The following is a 17,902-nucleotide window of genomic DNA, read 5'->3' as shown; positions in this document are numbered from 1 at the left end:
CCCATGACTCGACTGGTTGGACAGCGAATCCTGGTGACCGGCGCCGGCTCCGGCATCGGCCAGGCCACGGTGTTGCGGCTACTGGACGAGGGGGCCACGGTGGTTGGCGCCGATATCGATGCGGATGGCCTATCCAGAACCCAGGCGCGCACAGCCGAGGCCGGGACCGGCGCCAGACTCACCACGTGCCAGATCGACGTCGCTGACGAGAAGTCGGTGGTCGACGGCGTTGGCGCGGCGGTCCAGGCGCTCGGCGGTCTGGATGCGCTGGTCAACGCCGCCGGGATGTTGCGTGCCGCGCACACGCATCAAACCAGCATCCAACAGTGGAACCAGATCATCGCGGTCAACCTGACCGGCACCTTTCTGGTGGTCCGGGAAGCACTGCCGGCGCTGCTCGACAATCAGCGCAGCACCGTGGTGAACTTCAGCTCCACCTCGGCCGCGTTTGCCCATCCGTACATGGCCGCCTACGCGGCCAGCAAAGGCGGAGTCCAGGCGTTCACCCATTCCTTGGCCCTCGAGTACGCCCGAGACGGCCTACGAGCGGTGTGCGTGGCGCCCGGGAGCATCAAGTCCGGCATCACCGACGCCACCGGCGGGTACATCCCGGCGGACGCGAATTGGTCGCTGTTCACCCGGCTGATGCCGATTCTGCCGACCACCGAGACCTCCAGTGGCGCCGGAATGGCCGATCCCTCCGTCGTGGCGGGCGTGATCGCGATGCTGGTATCCGAGGATGGCGCCTTCATCACCGGCACCGAAATCCGCATCGATGGCGGAACTCACGCCTGACTCGGGCTAGTTGACGCAGGGAACTCCGCCGCCGTCGATCGGCTGTCCGTGGTCTGGCGCCGGATAGCTGGAGCTGTCGTCGCCCCCGTTGTAGTACGCGTTGGGCTTGGGGTAGGTGGTTGTGTCGTCGTCGGAATCGTCGGGCGCCGGCATCGAGAAGTTGGTGTCCACCGTTACCTGGATATGTCCGGGTTCGATGCTGGCATCCGGTTGCTTCGGGGCGTCGATACCCAACAGGGTGCCCAGGTTCATCGCGTCGGCCTGCGCACCGGGGCCGTACTTGATCGTGGTGGCCGCCGGGTCTCCGGACTTGCGGTCGCGGACCTGATCGGTGGTATAGCCGCGCTTGCGCAGTGCGTTGGACACCTGGCTGGCCAACCCGCTGATGCTGCCCGCGTTGACCACGTCAACGACGGTGGACGGGCTGGGTTTGGCCGGCGTCGTAGTCGCCGTGGCGGCGGTTGATGTGCTGCCGATGGCCGCTGCTACCTCGGCCTTGATCGCCGCGGGATCGACGATGTTGACGTCCTGGCCGTCGATGTTGTCGTACCGCACCACCGGCAGCGTCCGGAACTCGATGTCGGCTCCGGCCAGCTCACCCATGCGGCGAATCAGGTCCTCATCCCAGCCCCCGGACAACACGAGGTCTTTGCGTGCCACCGCCATCAGGCTGTCCAGCCGGTCCAGGTTGGTGAAGGTGCCCGAATCCTGCAGATCGCGCATGACCGACGACAGGAAAGCCTGCTGGCGGTGGGTGCGATCCAGGTCCCCGTTGTCCAGACCGTGGCGCTGGCGCACAAAGGCCAGCGCCTGGGCGGCATCCAAGCGCTGGCGGCCGGCGGGGAAGTCGGCTCCCGAGTAGGAGTCGTCAACGGCATGGTTCAGGCAGACTTCCACGCCGCCCAGGGCTTGGGCGAGGTCATAGAAGCCCGCCAAATTGACCTCGGCGAAGTAGTCGATGGGAACACCGGTCAGAGCGCGCACCGCACGCAAAGTTGCGGCCCGGCCGGCTTCGCGGCCGCGGGTCTCGAGTTCGCGCTGGCTGGTCACGCCCTGATCGATCAGCTCCTGCGCGACGTACTGCTTGGTGAGCCCGTAAGCCTCTTTGATCTTGATGTGGTTGTAGCCGGGAACGCCGGTGAACGGCACCCAGTCGTCACGCGGGATCGAGAAGGCGACAACTTTTCCATCGGCGCTGACATGCACCAGGATCAGCGTGTTGGTGTTGTAACCACCTTGATCCGAATCACCCGCGTGCAGGTGCTTCAGGATCGACCACGGCAGGTCGTTGCCTTCTTGGTCCTTACGTGAGTCCAGCCCGATCAGCAGGATGTTCATGTTGTTGCCGGTGGATCGCGGATCCTCGGCAGTCAGGGCCTGGGAGATGGTGATGCCGGTCAGCGCGCCGTGAGCCACCCAATATCCGGCCCCGGTCATTCCCAGCGCGACCACCGACACCAGGGTCATCAGGGTGCGCGACACCCGCCGGCGGATCGGTGACGGTTTTCGAACAGCGCGATGCCGGGCTTTGGTACGTCCCATTACGAGCCTTAGTCCGCTACCGGCCCACCGACCGACGCTTGGCCAGCGGTTTGCGGGGACGTCGCTCGATGCATGCCGTCCAGTATGCGGCAGATTGCTGTGTGGACCCTACTCCAGAAGCTCTGATGTGGGCAGATTCACCCCCGGCGTGGCGCTGATTTCACGGCCGCGACATTCCCCTACCTGCATGTTCTGGCTACAATTCGCCAAACTCGGAAGTACCGTACAGGTGTCTGGAGGGTATTGGGGGACCCCGGGAAATATGGCTTCTGGCGAGATCGACCCCAACTGGCCGCCACCGGTCTATCAGCCGTCCGACAACATCGACACCACGCCACCGTCGTCGCAACCTGGAGTGCGGGGCGGATCCGGCCGGGTGATCTGGCTGGTCGTCGCACTGGTCGCCGCCGTGTGCGTCGGCGTGGTGGCGATCATCGCGTACTCGGCCAGGCGCCAGCCGGCCGCGAGTCCGCCGGCCACCACAGCGGCCACCGCACCGGCCACGACGTCGGCCACGACGCCGGTCGCGACATCGCCCACCAGCGCGCCGCCCGGGTCATGCGGCCCGGATGAGGCGGCGGCGCTGGCCACGCTGCCCCCGGATAAAAAGACCGGTAGGCCGTGGAACCCCACCCCGGAATTCAGCGACTACGACCTCTGCGCGGAGCTATCCGCGGTGGTGGTGACGGTGGTCGATGCGACTCGCAGCTCGCCAGACGAGGCGCTGATGTTTCATCGCGGGCAGTTCGTCGGGACGGCGACACCCGAGGCATACCCGTTCACCCAGTTGGAAGCTCCGGCATCCACCGACGATCTGGTGGTCCTCACGTATCGGTCCAGGCAGAGCTGTGACGCTTGCGAGGATGGCGTGCTGACCGTCGTCGGGTTTCAGTGGCAGGGTGACCACGTGCAGATGCTTGATCCGCCGCCAGACCCATGGGATTCGCCACCGTGATCTGGCCGGCCGACGCGGTTTGAGCTGACCAGTTCCTGACGTTTGAATCGATTGAATGGAGCGTGCGGGTGCCGACTTCACCGCCGGCGGGATGGTATGCCGATCCCGGCGGTTCCGGGGGACGACGATATTGGGACGGTGAGCGCTGGACTGAGCACTGTCGGGCAGACGCTGGGATAGCGCGCTCGCCGCTGGCGGCCGTTGTCGACGGTGTGCGCCGGGGATGGTCGGCGATGCCGCTGGCGCTGCGGTTGCTGTTGCCCATCGCCTTCGTGCTGATCTCGGCGGGAATCGGCGTTGCGTTTTGGCTGCAATCGCCGCCCGACAACTGGGCGCGACTGCCCAATCATCTCGAATGCCGCATACAGGAGGGGCCACAGCCGCCGGACCAGATCATCGTGGCCGCGGTGCAGGTCGAACATCTCAGCGCGGGCGTACTCGAGCTGGTGATTCGGTTCGCCGAACCGTTGCCGCAGTCACCCAGCGGTAGTCATGCATCCGGGTTCGTGGGCTATGTGCTGACATTCAGCGTTGCCAACAACGGCCGCAAGTTCGTCGAGCTGGGTCCCGAAGAGGACACCGACGACCTCGCCATCACCGCCACCCTGACGTCCAACGGGAATGACGTGACCATGCGGCCGGATCGAGACACCAATGCCCGCAGAACCGCGCCCGACACCATTGAAATCAACCTCGACCTCAAGCGACTGGGAATCGAAAACCAACTAGTGGTTCCCACGCTGACCGTCGACTCACAATTCAACACACCGTCGACCACCACGGTGGAGTTCGCGTCGCAAGTTTGTACCTAGTGAATCCGTTGTGGTCGGCAAGCATTCGTGACCGACGTCGAGCCTCGAGCGAGGGCTATTGGACCCTCACGATTTCTTCTCCCGACGTGTAGTAGAAGGGGATATTCGAGCCCGTTGCGCGTTCAATGAGAAAAATGATGAATGGTTCGACTTCGTAGTAACGGTGAACACAGCCACGTGCGTCTACTGCGGTAGCGCACCTGCGGCCCGGTGCGCCGCACCGTTGCTTGATAGGCATGGCGAACGCGGCAACCAAAAGCACGACGGCAATGCAGACCGCAACCGGGACTCTGTTCAATGCGAACCTTTCGCCGGAGCATCACTGCAGGCAGTGTATTCGGCTCGCGCTCAACCCTCACGCACCACGGTCGTGGCGGCAATTTGCCCTACGCAGTCCGGCCGGCCGGCGGTTTGGCCGCCCGTACCGGCCGCCGCCGCACGGGCGCGCAAGTTGCGGCGCCGCGCGGCGCCGAAGCGAACTCGGCACTAGGTTTCTCAGCTATGGCCGTTACAAATTCGTCCGGTACGCCGTCGCCGCATACTCGCGTCGAGGTGCTGGGCAACATCGGGCCCAACTGGTTTGCCTCGGTCATGGGTACCGGAATCGTGGCCGTCGCCGGCGCGACCCTGCCCGTCCACGTGGTGGGGCTGCGGGCCTTCACCCAAGTCGTCTGGGTGATCGCCGCGGCGCTGCTTCTCGCGCTGATCGTCCTGGTCGGCGGCCACTGGCTACGACACCCCACCGTCGCGCGCAGTCACGCCCGCAATCCGCAGATGGCGCACTTTTACGGAGCTGCCCCCATGGCGCTCATGACGGTCGGTGCCGGCGCAGTGCTGGCGGGCGGGCCCCTCATCGGCGAGCGACTCGCCGTCGACCTGGATTGGGTGTTGTGGACCGCGGGCACCATCGGCGGCCTGTTCACCGCGGTGAGCATTCCGTTCCTGATGTTCACCCAGCACCGTGTCGAGCCCGATGCGGCATTCGGTGGGTGGCTCATGCCGGTGGTCCCGCCGATGGTGTCGGCCGCGACCGGCGCATTGCTGCTACCGCATATGCCGGCCGGATCCGGCCGCGAAACCATGCTCTACGGCTGCTACGCGATGTTCGGATTGTCGTTTGTGGCGTCGCTGAACATCATCGCGATGATCTGGAGCCGGCTGGTGTTGTACGGCACCTCGGGCGCCGCGCGAGTACCCACGTTGTGGATCGTGTTGGGACCCCTGGGGCAATCCATCACCGCCGCCGGACTTTTGGGGGCGGCCGCCGCGACCGGCGCGGTGGACCACGAATTGGCGGAGACCATGCAGGCGTTCGCAATCATCTTCGGCGTCCCGGTGTGGGGCTTCGCGATGTTGTGGATAGCGCTGTCCACCGCGCTGACGGTGCGCACGCTGCGCCGGGGCATGCCGTTCGCCCTGACGTGGTGGAGCCTGACCTTTCCGGTCGGCACCTTTGTCACCGGCACGTCGCAGCTGGCTCTCCATACGCATTTGCCGGCATTCCGGGTCGCCGCTGCCGCTGCCGCTGCCTACGCCGGCCTGCTGGCCACCTGGGTGCTGGTGGCTATCCGGACCGTGCGCGGGAGTCTGCGTGGCAACCTGCTCAACCTGCCGCCCAGCTCTGCGCCGGTCAAGGCCAGCAAGGGTCCGGTTCCCTGAACGAATTCTGTTGTCGCCGGCCTGAGGGTTGGCGTGAATATCGGGGGGCCGGGCGCGTTGTCATGGTCGGTGCGTCCGGTCGATGCGAAAATTGCTGCCCGTGACAGGAAATTCCGGCTCAGTGCTGGCCAGCCTCGTTCCCCTCGCGCTGGTGATCGCGGTCTCGCCAATAACCATCATTCCGGCGGTATTGGTGCTACATGCGCCGCGCCCCCGGCCGACGGGGCTGGCGTTCCTGGGTGGCTGGGTGCTGGGGCTGATAGCGGTGACGGCGATGTTTGTCGCCGGGTCGGAACTGTTCGGTGGTCTGCGTAGGTCCCCACCCGCCTGGGCATCCTGGGCTCGGATCGTCGTCGGGTCGTTGCTCATCTTGTTCGGCATCTACCGCTGGTTGAACCGGCACGGGGAGGTCGAATCACCACGGTGGATGCGGTCGTTCGCCACCATCACGCCACGGCGCGCCGGGATAACCGCGGCCGTGTTGGTGCTGGTGCGCCCCGAGGTGGTGATCATTTGCCTGGCGGCTGGACTGGCGATCTGCACCGGTGGGCTCGGTGTCGCGATGAGATGGGTCTGCGGTGCGATTTTCGTCGCCATCTCGGCATCGACGGTGGCCGGTCCGATCCTGGCCTTCGTGGGTGCGGGTGGCCGTCTGGAGGATTCGCTGGATCGGCTCAAGGAATGGATGGAAAAGAACCACGCGGGGATGCTCGCGGCCGTTTTGATCCTGATCGGTGTGATGGTGCTCTACAACGGAATTCACGCGCTGTAGGGGATCCGCCCTGGTCACGCGGGTGGGTGTGTGGCTTGCTCGGGGAGCCTCGAGAGCTCGCATTCGGACTCGGACTCGACGTTAGAGCGTCTTAGTATCAGCTGGTGGCGACTGCACCCGAGCGGTTCTCGGTTCAGGGGCCCGATGGCGTTCGCATCGTGGCAGATCGCTGCGGTGACCCGCGAGGACGTGCCGTGGTGTTCTTGCACGGCGGCGGACAGACTCGGCGCTCGTGGGGCCGAGTGGCCGCCGTCGTGGCCGAGCGGGGTTGGCAATCGGTCACCGTGGACTTGCGTGGGCATGGTGAATCCGACTGGTCACCGCACGGGGACTATCGCGTTGTCAGCTTCGCCGCGGATATTCAAGAGGTGCTGCGGGGCCTGCCCCCGCAACCGGTTCTGGTGGGCGCGTCGTTGGGCGGGTTCACGTCGATGCTGCTGGCCGGGGAACTTTCGCCGGGCATTGCCAGTGCCGTCGTTCTGGTGGACATCGTGCCGAACATGGATCCCTCCGGAGCCAGTCGGATACATGCGTCCATGGTCGAGCGGGTGGAATCGGGGTTCGGCTCGCTGGATGAGGTGGCCGATATGATCGCCGCCTACAACCCCCATCGACCCAGGCCGACCGACTTGGAGGGCCTGACCACCAACCTGCGCCGTCGCGGCGATCGGTGGTATTGGCACTGGGATCCGCGGTTCATCAGCGGCACCGCCGCCTTTCCCCCCATCGAAGTCACCGAGCCTCATCGGCTGTACGCCGCCGTCGACACGATCCTGCGCGGCGGCGTTCCCATGTTGCTCATTCGGGGGCAAATGAGCGACCTGGTCAGTCAGGAGCGAGCCGAGGAATTTCTTGCCCGCTTCCCGAATGTCGAGTTCACCGATGTCCGCGGCGCCGGGCACATGGTCGCCGGCGACCGCAACGACATCTTCGCAGCGGCCGTGTTGGACTTTCTGAGCCGCCATCTCGACGCTGGGTGATCGATCCCTGGCTACTCGGGAGCGGTTGGCCAACAGGCCCGCGGCAGACCGGAAATGAGGTCAGCCTGCTAGCCCTGGGTCAGCATCTTCTTGATCTCCGCAACGGATGCTTCCAGCTTGCGGATGCGCTCGTTGGAGTCCTCGGCGGTGCCGCGCATGTCGCCGCCGTATGCCCTGAGTACGTCGGCGAGCATCTGCTGGGTTTGGCCAAAAGCCTTGATCGCGTCGACTATTTCCTCGTAGCTGGTCCGCGACGCTTCCAAGGCAGCGATGCGGGCCTTGAGGTCGCGCAGCGTGCTGTCGAGCGCTTCAGATGCTTCAGGTAGGGCCACTCTGAAAATCCTAGGTGTTTTTCCAGCCGAACCGTCTATTTTTTTGTGGCAATGACGACCTTTTGGTCGACCTCGTGCCAGTACGGGTGTGGCACCGAACCCGCGGGCTCGTTGGCTAGTCAGCTGGGAATGCCGGCATTGACCAAAGTCTGTACGCCGCTGGCACAACCACGCAGGAAGTCGGGGGCGTAGACGTCCCGGACCTGCTGCACGGCCGCCAGCTGGTTGGCGCAGACCTTGTGCACCTGGCCGCAGACGATGATCGAGTCGGCCGGGAACCCCATTGCCTGCATCCGGCTGATCGTGAAGCGGCCGTCTTTCACGGCCTTGTCGTAGCCGAGTCGGTAGGACGGGCCCGTCGTTTCACCGGCGTCCGCGTATGCGGGTGCAGAGGCGATCAGCGTCACTCCAGCCGCGATACCGACGACGACTCGCGACAGCCGCCCAGTGGACAGGCACCGCGTTGCCGGCAGTGGGTGGCTGTAGGTCGCTGCGGCGTCCGTCATGAGATTGGCCTCGATCTGTCGTTTCAGGATCCCACTTCCTGTGGCGGTCTTCTGTGCCGCAGTGGACCCTCGCGTCGCTACTGTATGACATCGGTTCCAAAATTGGAAGTAAGGATCGAAAACGGGCAAATTGTGCCTTGCGTTGGAATGCGGGCTCAGATTTGCGCCAAAGTTGACTCATTCCAAAACAAGCCATACATTGGTGGGGTGCCGAGGTTGAATCCCGCAGGTAAGGACCTTGGCCGCGTCCTAGAGTGGCTGTTGAACCGGGACGTTCCAGATAGTGAAATCGGTTCCGCGCTCAACTTGCCCAAGGCGACCTATTCACGGCGTAAGGATGCTGACGATTTCCCCAGCTACGCGGAGTTGATCGCGGTGGGGGAGTACTTCGACGTCTCCTCGCGCGTGCTACAGATTGCGTTCGGCTGGCGCGGGCAGGATGAGTTGATCCTGCTCGACATCGAAGAGATGCGCCAGTACATGGAACAGGCGGGGGCCTCGTTTTTCGGTAATGAACGAATACGTCGCTACATCGAGGAGCGCGAGGGCGCTGACTACCCGTTGGCCGCGGCAATCCTGAAAATGACGGAGCCCCCGGAGTCCGGGGCTAGCTGATTCCCCCGGCCCTCGGGCCGCGCCGGCCCCACGGTGGTGCGCTATGGCTCAACCTGCAACAACTCGATCCGCGGGGCGGGGCGCTTGGGTAGGAACCACGCCGGAATGGCTGTTGTCGCGACCACGATCATTCCGAGCAAGAAGACCCCGGCGTAGGCCAGCGACAAGTCTTTGGTGAGGTGCTCGGCAAACCCCGGGGTTCGAATCCGCGGCGGCAGGTTGGACACATCCAGTGGCAGATGCTGCCGGAGCGCCTGTTCGCGGATCTCATCCGCGCGGTTGGCCGCCGCGATGTCAGCGCTGCCGTTGAATCGGCTGGTGAGTACGACCGACATCAGCGCCGCGCCCACCGACGCCGCGACGTTGTGGTTGACGTTGAATAGCGTTGAGCCGTGCGCGACTTCGCTGGAATTCAGCATGTGCACCGCCGACCAGGACACCGGAACCATCATGGCGGCGGTACCCACCCCGAACGTGCCGAGCCCGATCAGCAGCGCCGGAAGATGCACGTGCTCACGGCTCATGCCATAGATAAAGATGCCCATGCCGACCACGGTCAACGCGGTCCCCATCAACACCACATCGCGCGGGCCCCGCTTCTCCATCAGCCGCCCCACGATCGGCATCACCGCGGCAGCGGCCAGCGTCTGGGGGATGAGCAGCAGCCCGGACTGCAGCGGTGTTTTTCCGAGCACCTGCTGGAAGTACGCCGGAAACAACAGGCAGCTGCCGAAAAAGGTGACGGCGAACATGAATCGGGTGGCGTTGGCCGCCGCGACGGCCCGGTTCTTGAGCAGTCGCAGATCGATCAGCGCGTGGTCGCCACGGTGCAGGGCGTGCAGCGCGAAACCGCCGATCAGGATCAAGCCGACCGTTGTCGGCAGCCAGACTTGCGGGTCGCCGATGGTGCCGCGCGCCGGCAGCGCTGATAGCCCGTAGAGCAGCAGCACCAGCGCCGGGGACAGCAGCGCCATGCCCACGAGGTCCAGCGACTCCGCGGGCAGAGAATCGTCACCGGGCAGCACCAACCCGGCCAGTATCAAGGTCAGGGCTCCGATCGGCAGGTTGATCAAGAAGATCCACTGCCAGCCAAACGCGTCGATCAACCAGCCGCCCAGAATGGGCCCGGCGATCGGGGCCATCAACACCGAGATCATGCTGATCGTCAGTACCCGGCCCAAGCGGGCCGGACCCGCCGCGCGCGCCAGAATGATGAGCTGCAGCGGTATGAGTATTCCGCCGCCAAGGCCCTGCGCCGCGCGGAAGGCCACCAGCAGGGTAATGCTCGATGCCATCGCGCACAGCAACGATCCCAGCGTGAACAGCAGCACCGAACCCATGACCAGGCGTTTGGTGCCGAGCCGATTCGCCGCCCAGCCGGTCAGCGGGATCACCGAGGCCAGCGACAAGGTGTAGCCGGTCGATGTCCACGCGACCACCGCCTGGGTGGACGAGAACTCTTCGATGAACGTTCGCTGAGCCACGTTGACGACCGTGGTATCCAGGGTGACCATCACCGGGAGCATCAGGCACGTCGCCGTGGTCATCAGAAGTTCGGCGTCCAGCCTGACGGGATGGGCGTCGGGGCGACCGTCATCGCCCAGACGCGACTCGCCCGCGGCGTGCGTGCTGTCACCGATCTCTGGCTCGCGCGGCAACCGACCCACCCGGCGGCGCATCGGTTCACTGTATCCGCCGAACTGCCGACCCAACGTCGAAATTATCTGGTCGCCAGTGCGCTGACACCGATGATTTGTGCCGCCCAGGTGGGCTACGGTCGAAATCTGGAAAGGCTGTGTGTCGCCGCCAGACCATCCGACCGGCCCACACATCACGACGGCCCTCGGCAGCTCGCCTTGCCGGAGCGCCAACCAAGCGAGGAGTAATCGGTGAGCAAGACCGCCAAGCGGCTGGGCCCGCAAGACATGTTTTTTCTCTACTCCGAGTCGCCGAGCACCATGATGCACGTCGGTGCCCTGATGCCCTTCACACCACCGGATGACGCGCCCGCGGATTTCTTGCGACAACTCGTCGATGAGAGCAAGGCCAACGAGGTTGTGGAACCGTGGAACCTGAAGCTGAGCCACCCGGACTTGCTCTACAGCCCCACCCAATCGTGGGTTTACGACGAAAACTTTGACCTGGACTACCACGTGCGGCGCTCCGCCCTGGCCAGCCTGGGCGACGAGCGTGAACTCGGAATCCTGGTGTCGCGGTTGCACAGTCACGCGCTGGACCTGAGGCGTCCACCGTGGGAGATGCACTTCATCGAAGGCCTCGAAGGCGGTCGGTTCGCGATCTACATCAAGATGCATCACTCGTTGATCGACGGCTACACCGGCCAGAAAATGCTGGCCCGCAGTTTGTCCGCCGACCCACACGACACCACGCACCCGTTGTTCTTCAACATCCCCACCCCCGGCCCGGCGCCCGCCGACACCGAAGAGTCCGCCGGCGGCGGCCTGATCGGTGGGGCGGGCAATGTGCTCAGCGGGTTGGGCGACGTGGTCAAGGGCCTGGGAGGCATGGTCAGCGGGGTGGGTAGCGTGCTCGGTTCGGTGGCCAGCGCGGGACGATCCTCGCTCGACCTCACCAGGGCGCTGGTCAACTCCCAGCTGCGCAGCGACAACGAGTACCGCGACCTGGTCAGCTCGGTGCAGGCTCCGCACTGCATTCTCAACACCCGGATCAGCCGCAACCGCCGGTTCGCCACCCAGCAATACCCGCTGGCGCGGATGAAAGCGATTGGGGCTCAATATGATGCGACGGTCAACGATGTCGCGATGGCGATCATCGGGGGCGGCTTGCGGCGCTTCCTCGACGAACTTGGCGAGCTGCCCGACAAGTCGCTGATCGCCGTGTTACCGGTCAACGTGCGGCCCAAGGACGACGAGGGGGGCGGCAACGCTGTCGCGACCATCCTGGCCACGCTGGGCACCGACATCGCCGATCCCGTGGAGCGGCTGCGAGCGGTCACCGCGTCCACCCGGATGGCAAAGGCTCAGCTGAAGAACATGGACCGCGACGCGATCCTGGCCTACAGCGCGGCCCTGATGGTGCCCTATGGCATCCAGCTGGCCAGCACCCTCACCGGGGTGAAGCCGCCGTTGCCCTACACCTTCAACCTTTGTGTCAGCAACGTTCCCGGGCCGCAGGAAGTGCTCTACCTGCGGGGTAGCCGGATGGAGGCGTCCTATCCGGTCTCCCTGGAGGCACACAGCCAAGCGCTCAACGTCACCTTGCAGAGTTATGCCGGGACACTGAACTTCGGGTTCATCGGTTGCCGCGACACGTTGCCACATTTGCAGCGGCTTGCCGTCTATACCGGGGAAGCGCTCGACGAGCTGGATGAACCCGCGGCGTCGTCCGCGGTGAACTGACGCGCCCGGCGCGCCGACACCTAGCCGGCGGGCGGTGTCGCCGGATGCCGGTGCGCCCAGGGACGGGCCTCTTCGAGTTGGGCTGCCAGCGCCAAGAGGTCGCCATCGCTGCCCAGGCCTCCGACGAACTGCACACCCAACGGCAGGCCGGCCGGTGTCCAGTGCAGCGGCACGCTGATGGCGGGTCGTCCGGTCAGATTGGCCAGCTGGGTGTAGGGCACCCAGCCCAGGCTCTCTTGAATGAGATCGTCCATGATCCCGCTGAGCGAGAGCACCTTTCCGGCACGCAACTTGCTCAGCAGCCGCGCCGTCGTCTGCAGGCGTGGTGACGTCGTCGTGTCACCAACGGTCAGTGGCGGAGTCGCCAGGCTGGGAGTCAGGAAGTAGTCGTAACTCTCATGGAAACTCGCCAGGGACTGGATGTAGTTGTTGCGGTTGTCCAGCGCAAGCAGCGGAGCCAGCACACCGGTGGATCGGCCGAGTTCGGCCATGGCCAAGGTGTCGGCTTCAAAGTCGCTGTCGCGGGCGCCGATTCGCTTTCTGATCTCGGCGACTTGGCTGTGCAGCTGCGCGAACCAGATGGTCAGGAAATCGCGGGCCAGCGCGGCGTCATCGTAGGGAGGATCGACTTGCTCCACCCGGTGGCCCAGGTCCTCGAGCAGGCTCGCCGCGGCCTCGACTGCCGCGACGGCCTCGCGGTCAGGCGCGGCGTTGATCGCAGACGACGCCGAGTACCCGATCTTGAGCGCGCCCGGACGGTTCTTGATGTGTTCGACGAAGGTGGTGTCGGGAAGGGCGACCTGGTAGGCGGCGCGTGGGTTGGGCCCGACGATCGCATCGTAGATGGCGGCGCTGTCGCGAACGGTGCGCGAAACCACCCCCTGGGTTTCCATGCCGAACAGCGGCTCGCCGGTCTGCGGGCCATAGGGCGACAATCCCCGGCTGAGCTTGAGCCCGACCAGCCCGTTGCAGGCCGCGGGAATGCGGATGGATCCGCCGCCGTCGTTGGCGCCGGCCAGCGGAACGATCCCGGCGGCAACCGCGGCCCCCGATCCGCCTGAGGAGCCGCCCGGGGTGTGCTGCGGATTCCACGGGTTGCGGGCCGGCCCCCAGTAATCGGGTTCGGTGATGCCCTTGGCCCCGAACTCGGGTGTATTGGTCATGCCGAAGACGACCAGGCCCGCGTCCAGGAATCGTTGGGTGACCAGGGCGTGTTGTTTGGCGACGTCGTTGGCCAGCGACCGAGATCCACACGAGCTGGGAAAGCCGCGATATTCCTGATCGAGGTCCTTGATCAGGAAGGGGACGCCGGCAAGCGGTCCACGTAGCTCCGGATCCGCGGCCCGTCCCTCAGCCAGGGCATCGATACGACGGATGATCGCGTTCAACCTCGGGTTGACCGCGTCGGCGCGCTGACGCGCCAAAGCAAGTAGCTCGGTAGCGCGGACTTGCTTGGTCGCCACCAGCTCGGCCAGGCCAGTCGCATCCAGCGACATGTACTCGTCAAGATGCATTGGCCGATCTTATGATTGCGGCGATTGGCCGGCGGGGAAAGGCAGTCAATTTCTTACCGGTTCTTACCGGTTCTTACCGGTCTTGCTCGCGTTGTTCGCCGGGGTTGCGCCGATCTCAGTGCGGGTGGACCGCAAACCCGGATCCGCACTCGCAATTTTTTCCTCGATGTGCGCATCTTTTTCGGCGTTGCCCACCATGATGTCTAGTACGCGACAACACGAGGGGTAGGCGATGTCTTTTGTGCTCGTGGCGCCAGACATGTTGGCGACGGCAGCGGCGGATGTGGTGCAAATCGGATCAGCCGTTAGTGCCGGCAATCTGGCGGCGGCGATTCCGACTACTGAGGTGATGGCGGCCGCCGCCGATGAAGTATCTGGGGCGATAGCGGCGCTGTTCGGCGCGAATGCCCAGGAGTATCAGGCGGCGGCGGCCCAGGCCGCGACGTTCCACGAGCAGTTTGTCCGTGCCCTGAGTGAGGCGGGGGCGTCGTATGCCAGCGCCGAGGCGACCATCGTCACCGGCTTGAGCTCGGCGGTCGCGGACGGGTTTCAGACCGCGGTCTACGGTCCGATACGCGCGGCTGGGCAGGCGTGGATCAGCAGCCCGGCCGGCGAGGTTGTTGATCCGATCATCAATGCGCCCACCGAAGCCCTGTTCGGGCGTGGCCTGATCAGCAATGGTGCCGCCGGAACGGCCGCACACCCCAATGGTGGCGCCGGCGGGATCCTGTTCGGCGACGGCGGCCCCGGCTACACCCCGACCGGCGGGATCGGCGCGGTCGCGGGCGGCATCGGCGGAGATGCCGGGCTGATCGGCAACGGTGGCCTCGGCGGTAACGGCTTCGGCGGCGGCACCGGCGGCATGGGCGGTACCGGCGGCTGGCTGATGGGCAACGGCGGCGGGGTCGGCGGGGTCGGCGGGGTCGGCGGTGTTGGTGGCCAAGCCTTGTTCTTCGGCAACGGCGGTGCCGGTGGAGGCAGCGCGCTGGGTGGCCGTGCCGGGCTGTTCATCGGGGAGCCGGGCACCGGCTGGGTTGCTGACCCCGGCAACGGCCAGTCGATCGTGATCGACTTCGTCCGGCACGGGCAGACGGCGAGCAACGTGGCGGAGCTGATCGACACCAACGTGCCCGGCCCACCACTGACAGCCGAGGGACACCTGCAGGTGGACATCATTGCCGGCCAGCTTTTCGCGAAGGGCCCCTACGCGGGGATCTTCGACTCGGAATTGCTCCGTACACAGCAAACCGCCGCGCCGTTGGCTGCCCTGTATGGGATAACCGACGTTCCGGCGCTGTCCGGACTCAACGAGATCAGTGCCGGCATATTTGATGGCCTACAGCAGATCACGCCCGCGGGCCTGCTGTATCTGATCGGCCCGATGGCGTGGACGCTGGGATACCCGATCGTGCCGATGCTGACCCCGGGCTCGCTGGACTTCAACGGCGTGGTCTTCAACCAGGACTTCACCCACGCCATGGACACCATGTACAGCGCCGCCCTGGCGAACCCGGTCCTAGCCGCCAACGGCAAGATCACCGACGTCGCCTACTCCAGCGCATTCACCATCGGTGTCGGGACAATGATGAACGTCGACAACCTCGATCCACTGCTGCTGCTCACCCACCCGCTGCCCAACACCAGCGTGGTCGAGGTGCAGGGCAGTCCCGCCAACGGCTGGACGATGGTCAGTTGGGACGGGATTCCTGTCGCACCAGCGACATTGCCGACCCAGCTATTCGTCGACGTGCGGAACCTGATCACCGCGCCGCAATACGCGGGCTGGGACATTTTCTATTCATTGTTCACCGGCAATCCGACGACCATCCTGACCGCGGTTCGCGACGGCATCGAGGAGGTCGGCAGCGCGGTGATCAACTTCCCGATCGAGGTGACCGAGGACGTCGTCAACGCCATTTGCGGTGCGACCGACGGCCTGACGGCCGGCGTGCCCAGCCTGGTCGGATGAGTGTGGGCCGCGACAACCACAGCGCATGGAAACGACGGAGAGCCGGTTCGTCAACCTCGGTCGTGACGGTGGCGTGGCCACCGTCGAGCTGATCGACTCGGGACCGCTGAACATTGTCGGCACCGCGGCTATCACGGCCCTTACCAACGCATTTCGCAGCATCAACCAAGACAGCGGCGTGCGGGTCGTCGTACTGCGCGCCGCGGGCGAGAAGGCGTTCATCGGTGGCGCCGACATCAAGGAAATGGTCACCCTGGACCGCATCAGCGCCCAGGCCTTCATCCGCCGACTCGCGGGCCTGTGCGAGTCGATTCGACAGTGCCCCGTCCCGGTCATCGCCCGAATCGCGGGTTGGTGTCTGGGCGGCGGCCTGGAAATCGCGGCGTGCTGCGATCTGCGGATCGCCGAATCCGGCGCCCGATTCGGGATGCCCGAAGTGGCGGTGGGAATCCCGTCGGTGATCCATTCGGCGTTGTTGCCGGCGCTGGTCGGGGCCTCGCGGACAACTTGGCTGCTGCTGACGGGCGAAACCATCGACGCCGACACGGCCGCAAGCTGGGCTCTGGTGCATGAGGTCGTCGCGCCCGCCGCGCTGGACCTGCGGATCGCCGCACTCGCAACAAAACTTGCCGGATTCGGCCCGCAGGCCCTCCGTCAGCAAAAACGCCTACTGGCCAAGTGGCCCGACATGACGGTGCCGGCGGCGATCGAGGACAGCATCGAGCAATTCGGCCTTGCGTTCCAGACCGGTGAGCCGCAACAGCACATGCAGGCGTTCCTCTCTCGCAAGGGCCGTAAAGCAGGAAGCGGCCCGCAAGCCCCGGAGGAGTAGCCGGCCAGGATCACAGTTCGCCACCGCTGCGCTGGGTCATGGCGCGCATTGCGGGCAATAGTGCGAGCGCGACCGACAGATCAAGGGCGCCGATGTCGATCGTGCGGCCAAGCAATTCCTCGGCCTGGTGGACTCGATAGCTGACCGTGTTGGGATGCACCCCAAGTCGTTGCGCGGCTTTGGCCGGGCTGCGGTTTTCCTCGAGATACACCGCAAGCGTGGCGGCAATCCGATACGTCCCCTCATCGTTGGCGGCCAAAGGGCCCAGGACGCGTCTGACGAATGCCACCGCGTGCCCGCGGTCCGTGCCGGCCAGGGCTGCTACCGCAACGTTGCGGTAGCAGGTCACCACCTCAGCGCGATCCCCGAGCAATGAGACGAACCGTTGCGCGTGCGACGCCTCGACATGGGTGCGACGGAAACCGCTTATCCCCCAACCCGGTTCACCGATGGCGACCCGGACGTCCTGCGGTAGGTGGATGCCGCTACAGATGTTGGCCACATCCAGCTCCGCAGCGGTGAATGCCTGCGGTCGGCTCAGCCAGCCGGCAATGGCCTTCGAACCGGCCGGATGGGCCAGGACGCTTTGGGCCGCGATGGCACGGGTCAGCTGCGTCAGTGCCTCGGTGAGCGTCACCGGGCCGGCGCAGGCGTCCTGGGTCACGTCGCGCCACACGCTGACGCCGACATGGTGACGGTTGACGTCGTAACGCAGCCGGGTGGAAGCCCGCTGCGCATCGTCTTCACGTTCGGTGAGGATGTCCTCGACCGCCGCCGCGCGTGCGGCGGCCGCACCGGTCAACCAGGCCTCGCGTTCAACTTCATAGAGCCGTTCGGCCCGAATCAGGACGACGTCGACATAACCGAACAGCCAGTTGGTGGCCAGGTCGAGCGCCCGGTCGTGATCGGTAGCCGCCGAACTCGCGGTGATCCGGTCGAACAGCCATTGCCACGTTCGCTCCTGGGCCATCCGTACCGAGCGGAAGAGGTCATTGAGCGCAATGTTTCGCTGCACTCCAGAGCGACCGATGGCGGCGGTGGCCGGCGTCAGATCGAGCAGCCGCGGCCCCTCCCCGGAGTCGATGCACTCGGCGATTTGGCGGACACTGGCTTCGACGCTGGCAAGTTGGTCGGCCACCGCGGGCGGATCAGGAACGATGCTCGGCAACTCGGACTGGTATCGGTCAACGATGTCACGCGCCAGCTGGGTTGCGCACGTTTGCATTTCGGCGGCTAGCG

The 17,902-nt window shown here is 65.4% G+C and carries 18 protein-coding genes; 10 read left to right on the top strand and 8 right to left on the bottom strand.

The features are described 5' to 3' along the window. Positions 1-3 precede the first annotated feature (3 nt). Positions 4-795, top strand: a complete 792-nt coding sequence (locus CKW46_RS27255; protein ID WP_011741700.1) for an SDR family NAD(P)-dependent oxidoreductase — start codon at positions 4-6, stop codon at positions 793-795. A gap of 6 nt (positions 796-801) precedes the next feature. On the opposite strand, the gene CKW46_RS27250 is transcribed toward CKW46_RS27255, so the two are convergent. Continuing rightward, complete coding sequence (locus tag CKW46_RS27250; RefSeq protein WP_015357337.1) at positions 802-2,337, bottom strand: LCP family protein; 1,536 nt, start codon at positions 2,335-2,337, stop codon at positions 802-804. A 262-nt stretch (positions 2,338-2,599) separates the two neighbouring features. Here CKW46_RS27250 and CKW46_RS27245 point away from each other — a divergent pair, with 262 nt between their 5' ends. Continuing rightward, positions 2,600-3,292: an LppP/LprE family lipoprotein gene (locus CKW46_RS27245; protein WP_482052613.1), complete on the top strand. Its 693-nt coding sequence runs from the start codon at positions 2,600-2,602 to the stop codon at positions 3,290-3,292. A gap of 68 nt (positions 3,293-3,360) precedes the next feature. Then, the gene (locus CKW46_RS27240) at positions 3,361-4,104 is read left to right on the top strand and encodes a DUF2510 domain-containing protein (RefSeq protein ID WP_117436657.1); all 744 of its coding nucleotides are present in this window, start codon (positions 3,361-3,363) and stop codon (positions 4,102-4,104) included. A gap of 55 nt (positions 4,105-4,159) precedes the next feature. Here the strand turns inward: CKW46_RS27240 and CKW46_RS27235 are convergent, their stop codons facing one another. Then, positions 4,160-4,402 (bottom strand): hypothetical protein, encoded by a 243-nt coding sequence (locus tag CKW46_RS27235; RefSeq protein ID WP_011741697.1) that lies wholly within the window; start codon positions 4,400-4,402, stop codon positions 4,160-4,162. A 203-nt stretch (positions 4,403-4,605) separates the two neighbouring features. On the opposite strand from CKW46_RS27235, the gene CKW46_RS27230 reads away from it, so the two are divergent. From CKW46_RS27230 to CKW46_RS27220, 3 genes are all read left to right on the top strand, one after another. Continuing rightward, on the top strand, positions 4,606-5,763 hold the full coding sequence (locus CKW46_RS27230) for a TDT family transporter (protein ID WP_117436677.1): 1,158 nt from the start codon (positions 4,606-4,608) through the stop codon (positions 5,761-5,763). Between the two features lie 82 nt (positions 5,764-5,845). After that, entirely contained in the window at positions 5,846-6,535 is a 690-nt protein-coding gene (locus tag CKW46_RS27225) for a GAP family protein (protein ID WP_015357334.1), read from the top strand. A 104-nt stretch (positions 6,536-6,639) separates the two neighbouring features. Beyond that, a complete protein-coding gene (locus CKW46_RS27220) occupies positions 6,640-7,515 on the top strand; it encodes an alpha/beta fold hydrolase (protein WP_499018554.1) in 876 nt (291 codons plus the stop codon). A gap of 68 nt (positions 7,516-7,583) precedes the next feature. Here CKW46_RS27220 and CKW46_RS27215 read toward each other — a convergent pair whose 3' ends face one another. Together CKW46_RS27215 and CKW46_RS27210 are read right to left on the bottom strand one after the other, a co-directional pair. Further along, entirely contained in the window at positions 7,584-7,847 is a 264-nt protein-coding gene (locus CKW46_RS27215) for a type II secretion system F family protein (RefSeq protein ID WP_012396487.1), read from the bottom strand. Positions 7,848-7,966: 119 nt separating this feature from the next. Beyond that, positions 7,967-8,353 carry a hypothetical protein gene (locus CKW46_RS27210; protein WP_015357332.1) on the bottom strand — a complete coding sequence of 129 codons (387 nt, stop codon included), beginning with the start codon at positions 8,351-8,353 and terminating at the stop codon, positions 7,967-7,969. Positions 8,354-8,560: 207 nt separating this feature from the next. Between CKW46_RS27210 and CKW46_RS27205 the strand changes: the two genes are divergently transcribed. Continuing rightward, positions 8,561-8,968 (top strand): hypothetical protein, encoded by a 408-nt coding sequence (locus CKW46_RS27205; protein ID WP_231389787.1) that lies wholly within the window; start codon positions 8,561-8,563, stop codon positions 8,966-8,968. 41 nt (positions 8,969-9,009) lie between these two features. Here CKW46_RS27205 and CKW46_RS27200 read toward each other — a convergent pair whose 3' ends face one another. Next, positions 9,010-10,647 (bottom strand): DHA2 family efflux MFS transporter permease subunit, encoded by a 1,638-nt coding sequence (locus tag CKW46_RS27200; RefSeq protein ID WP_083866545.1) that lies wholly within the window; start codon positions 10,645-10,647, stop codon positions 9,010-9,012. Positions 10,648-10,857: 210 nt separating this feature from the next. Between CKW46_RS27200 and CKW46_RS27195 the strand changes: the two genes are divergently transcribed. Further along, positions 10,858-12,348, top strand: a complete 1,491-nt coding sequence (locus tag CKW46_RS27195; protein ID WP_482052612.1) for a WS/DGAT/MGAT family O-acyltransferase — start codon at positions 10,858-10,860, stop codon at positions 12,346-12,348. 20 nt (positions 12,349-12,368) lie between these two features. On the opposite strand, the gene CKW46_RS27190 is transcribed toward CKW46_RS27195, so the two are convergent. Together CKW46_RS27190 and CKW46_RS27185 are read right to left on the bottom strand one after the other, a co-directional pair. Further along, positions 12,369-13,862 (bottom strand): amidase, encoded by a 1,494-nt coding sequence (locus CKW46_RS27190; protein ID WP_482052611.1) that lies wholly within the window; start codon positions 13,860-13,862, stop codon positions 12,369-12,371. A gap of 63 nt (positions 13,863-13,925) precedes the next feature. Then, on the bottom strand, positions 13,926-14,060 hold the full coding sequence (locus CKW46_RS27185) for a hypothetical protein (protein WP_020726724.1): 135 nt from the start codon (positions 14,058-14,060) through the stop codon (positions 13,926-13,928). A 34-nt stretch (positions 14,061-14,094) separates the two neighbouring features. Here CKW46_RS27185 and CKW46_RS27180 point away from each other — a divergent pair, with 34 nt between their 5' ends. Both CKW46_RS27180 and CKW46_RS27175 read left to right on the top strand, forming a co-directional pair. Next, positions 14,095-15,831: a PE domain-containing protein gene (locus CKW46_RS27180; protein ID WP_482052610.1), complete on the top strand. Its 1,737-nt coding sequence runs from the start codon at positions 14,095-14,097 to the stop codon at positions 15,829-15,831. 73 nt (positions 15,832-15,904) lie between these two features. Beyond that, entirely contained in the window at positions 15,905-16,663 is a 759-nt protein-coding gene (locus tag CKW46_RS27175) for an enoyl-CoA hydratase (RefSeq protein WP_499018551.1), read from the top strand. A 10-nt stretch (positions 16,664-16,673) separates the two neighbouring features. Here the strand turns inward: CKW46_RS27175 and CKW46_RS27170 are convergent, their stop codons facing one another. Further along, positions 16,674-17,888 (bottom strand): PucR family transcriptional regulator, encoded by a 1,215-nt coding sequence (locus CKW46_RS27170; RefSeq protein ID WP_012396479.1) that lies wholly within the window; start codon positions 17,886-17,888, stop codon positions 16,674-16,676. Positions 17,889-17,902 lie beyond the last annotated feature (14 nt).

This window comes from Mycobacterium liflandii (genome assembly GCF_022354805.1).
Classification (GTDB): domain Bacteria; phylum Actinomycetota; class Actinomycetes; order Mycobacteriales; family Mycobacteriaceae; genus Mycobacterium; species Mycobacterium marinum.
Note: the sequence above shows the minus strand (reverse complement) of the source record. Positions and strands in the feature narration are given on the sequence as shown.

What these genes read in the sequence shown, in the direction of transcription:
- CKW46_RS27255 (WP_011741700.1), top strand. Translation starts at nt 4, where the DNA reads ATGACTCGACTGGTTGGACAGCGAATCCTGGTGACCGGCGCCGGCTCC.
- CKW46_RS27250 (WP_015357337.1), bottom strand. Translation starts at nt 2,337, where the DNA reads ATGGGACGTACCAAAGCCCGGCATCGCGCTGTTCGAAAACCGTCACCG.
- CKW46_RS27245 (WP_482052613.1), top strand. Translation starts at nt 2,600, where the DNA reads ATGGCTTCTGGCGAGATCGACCCCAACTGGCCGCCACCGGTCTATCAG.
- CKW46_RS27230 (WP_117436677.1), top strand. Translation starts at nt 4,606, where the DNA reads ATGGCCGTTACAAATTCGTCCGGTACGCCGTCGCCGCATACTCGCGTC.
- CKW46_RS27225 (WP_015357334.1), top strand. Translation starts at nt 5,846, where the DNA reads ATGCGAAAATTGCTGCCCGTGACAGGAAATTCCGGCTCAGTGCTGGCC.
- CKW46_RS27210 (WP_015357332.1), bottom strand. Translation starts at nt 8,353, where the DNA reads ATGACGGACGCCGCAGCGACCTACAGCCACCCACTGCCGGCAACGCGG.
- CKW46_RS27200 (WP_083866545.1), bottom strand. Translation starts at nt 10,647, where the DNA reads ATGCGCCGCCGGGTGGGTCGGTTGCCGCGCGAGCCAGAGATCGGTGAC.
- CKW46_RS27190 (WP_482052611.1), bottom strand. Translation starts at nt 13,862, where the DNA reads ATGCATCTTGACGAGTACATGTCGCTGGATGCGACTGGCCTGGCCGAG.
- CKW46_RS27185 (WP_020726724.1), bottom strand. Translation starts at nt 14,060, where the DNA reads ATGGTGGGCAACGCCGAAAAAGATGCGCACATCGAGGAAAAAATTGCG.
- CKW46_RS27180 (WP_482052610.1), top strand. Translation starts at nt 14,095, where the DNA reads ATGTCTTTTGTGCTCGTGGCGCCAGACATGTTGGCGACGGCAGCGGCG.
- CKW46_RS27170 (WP_012396479.1), bottom strand. Translation starts at nt 17,888, where the DNA reads ATGCAAACGTGCGCAACCCAGCTGGCGCGTGACATCGTTGACCGATAC.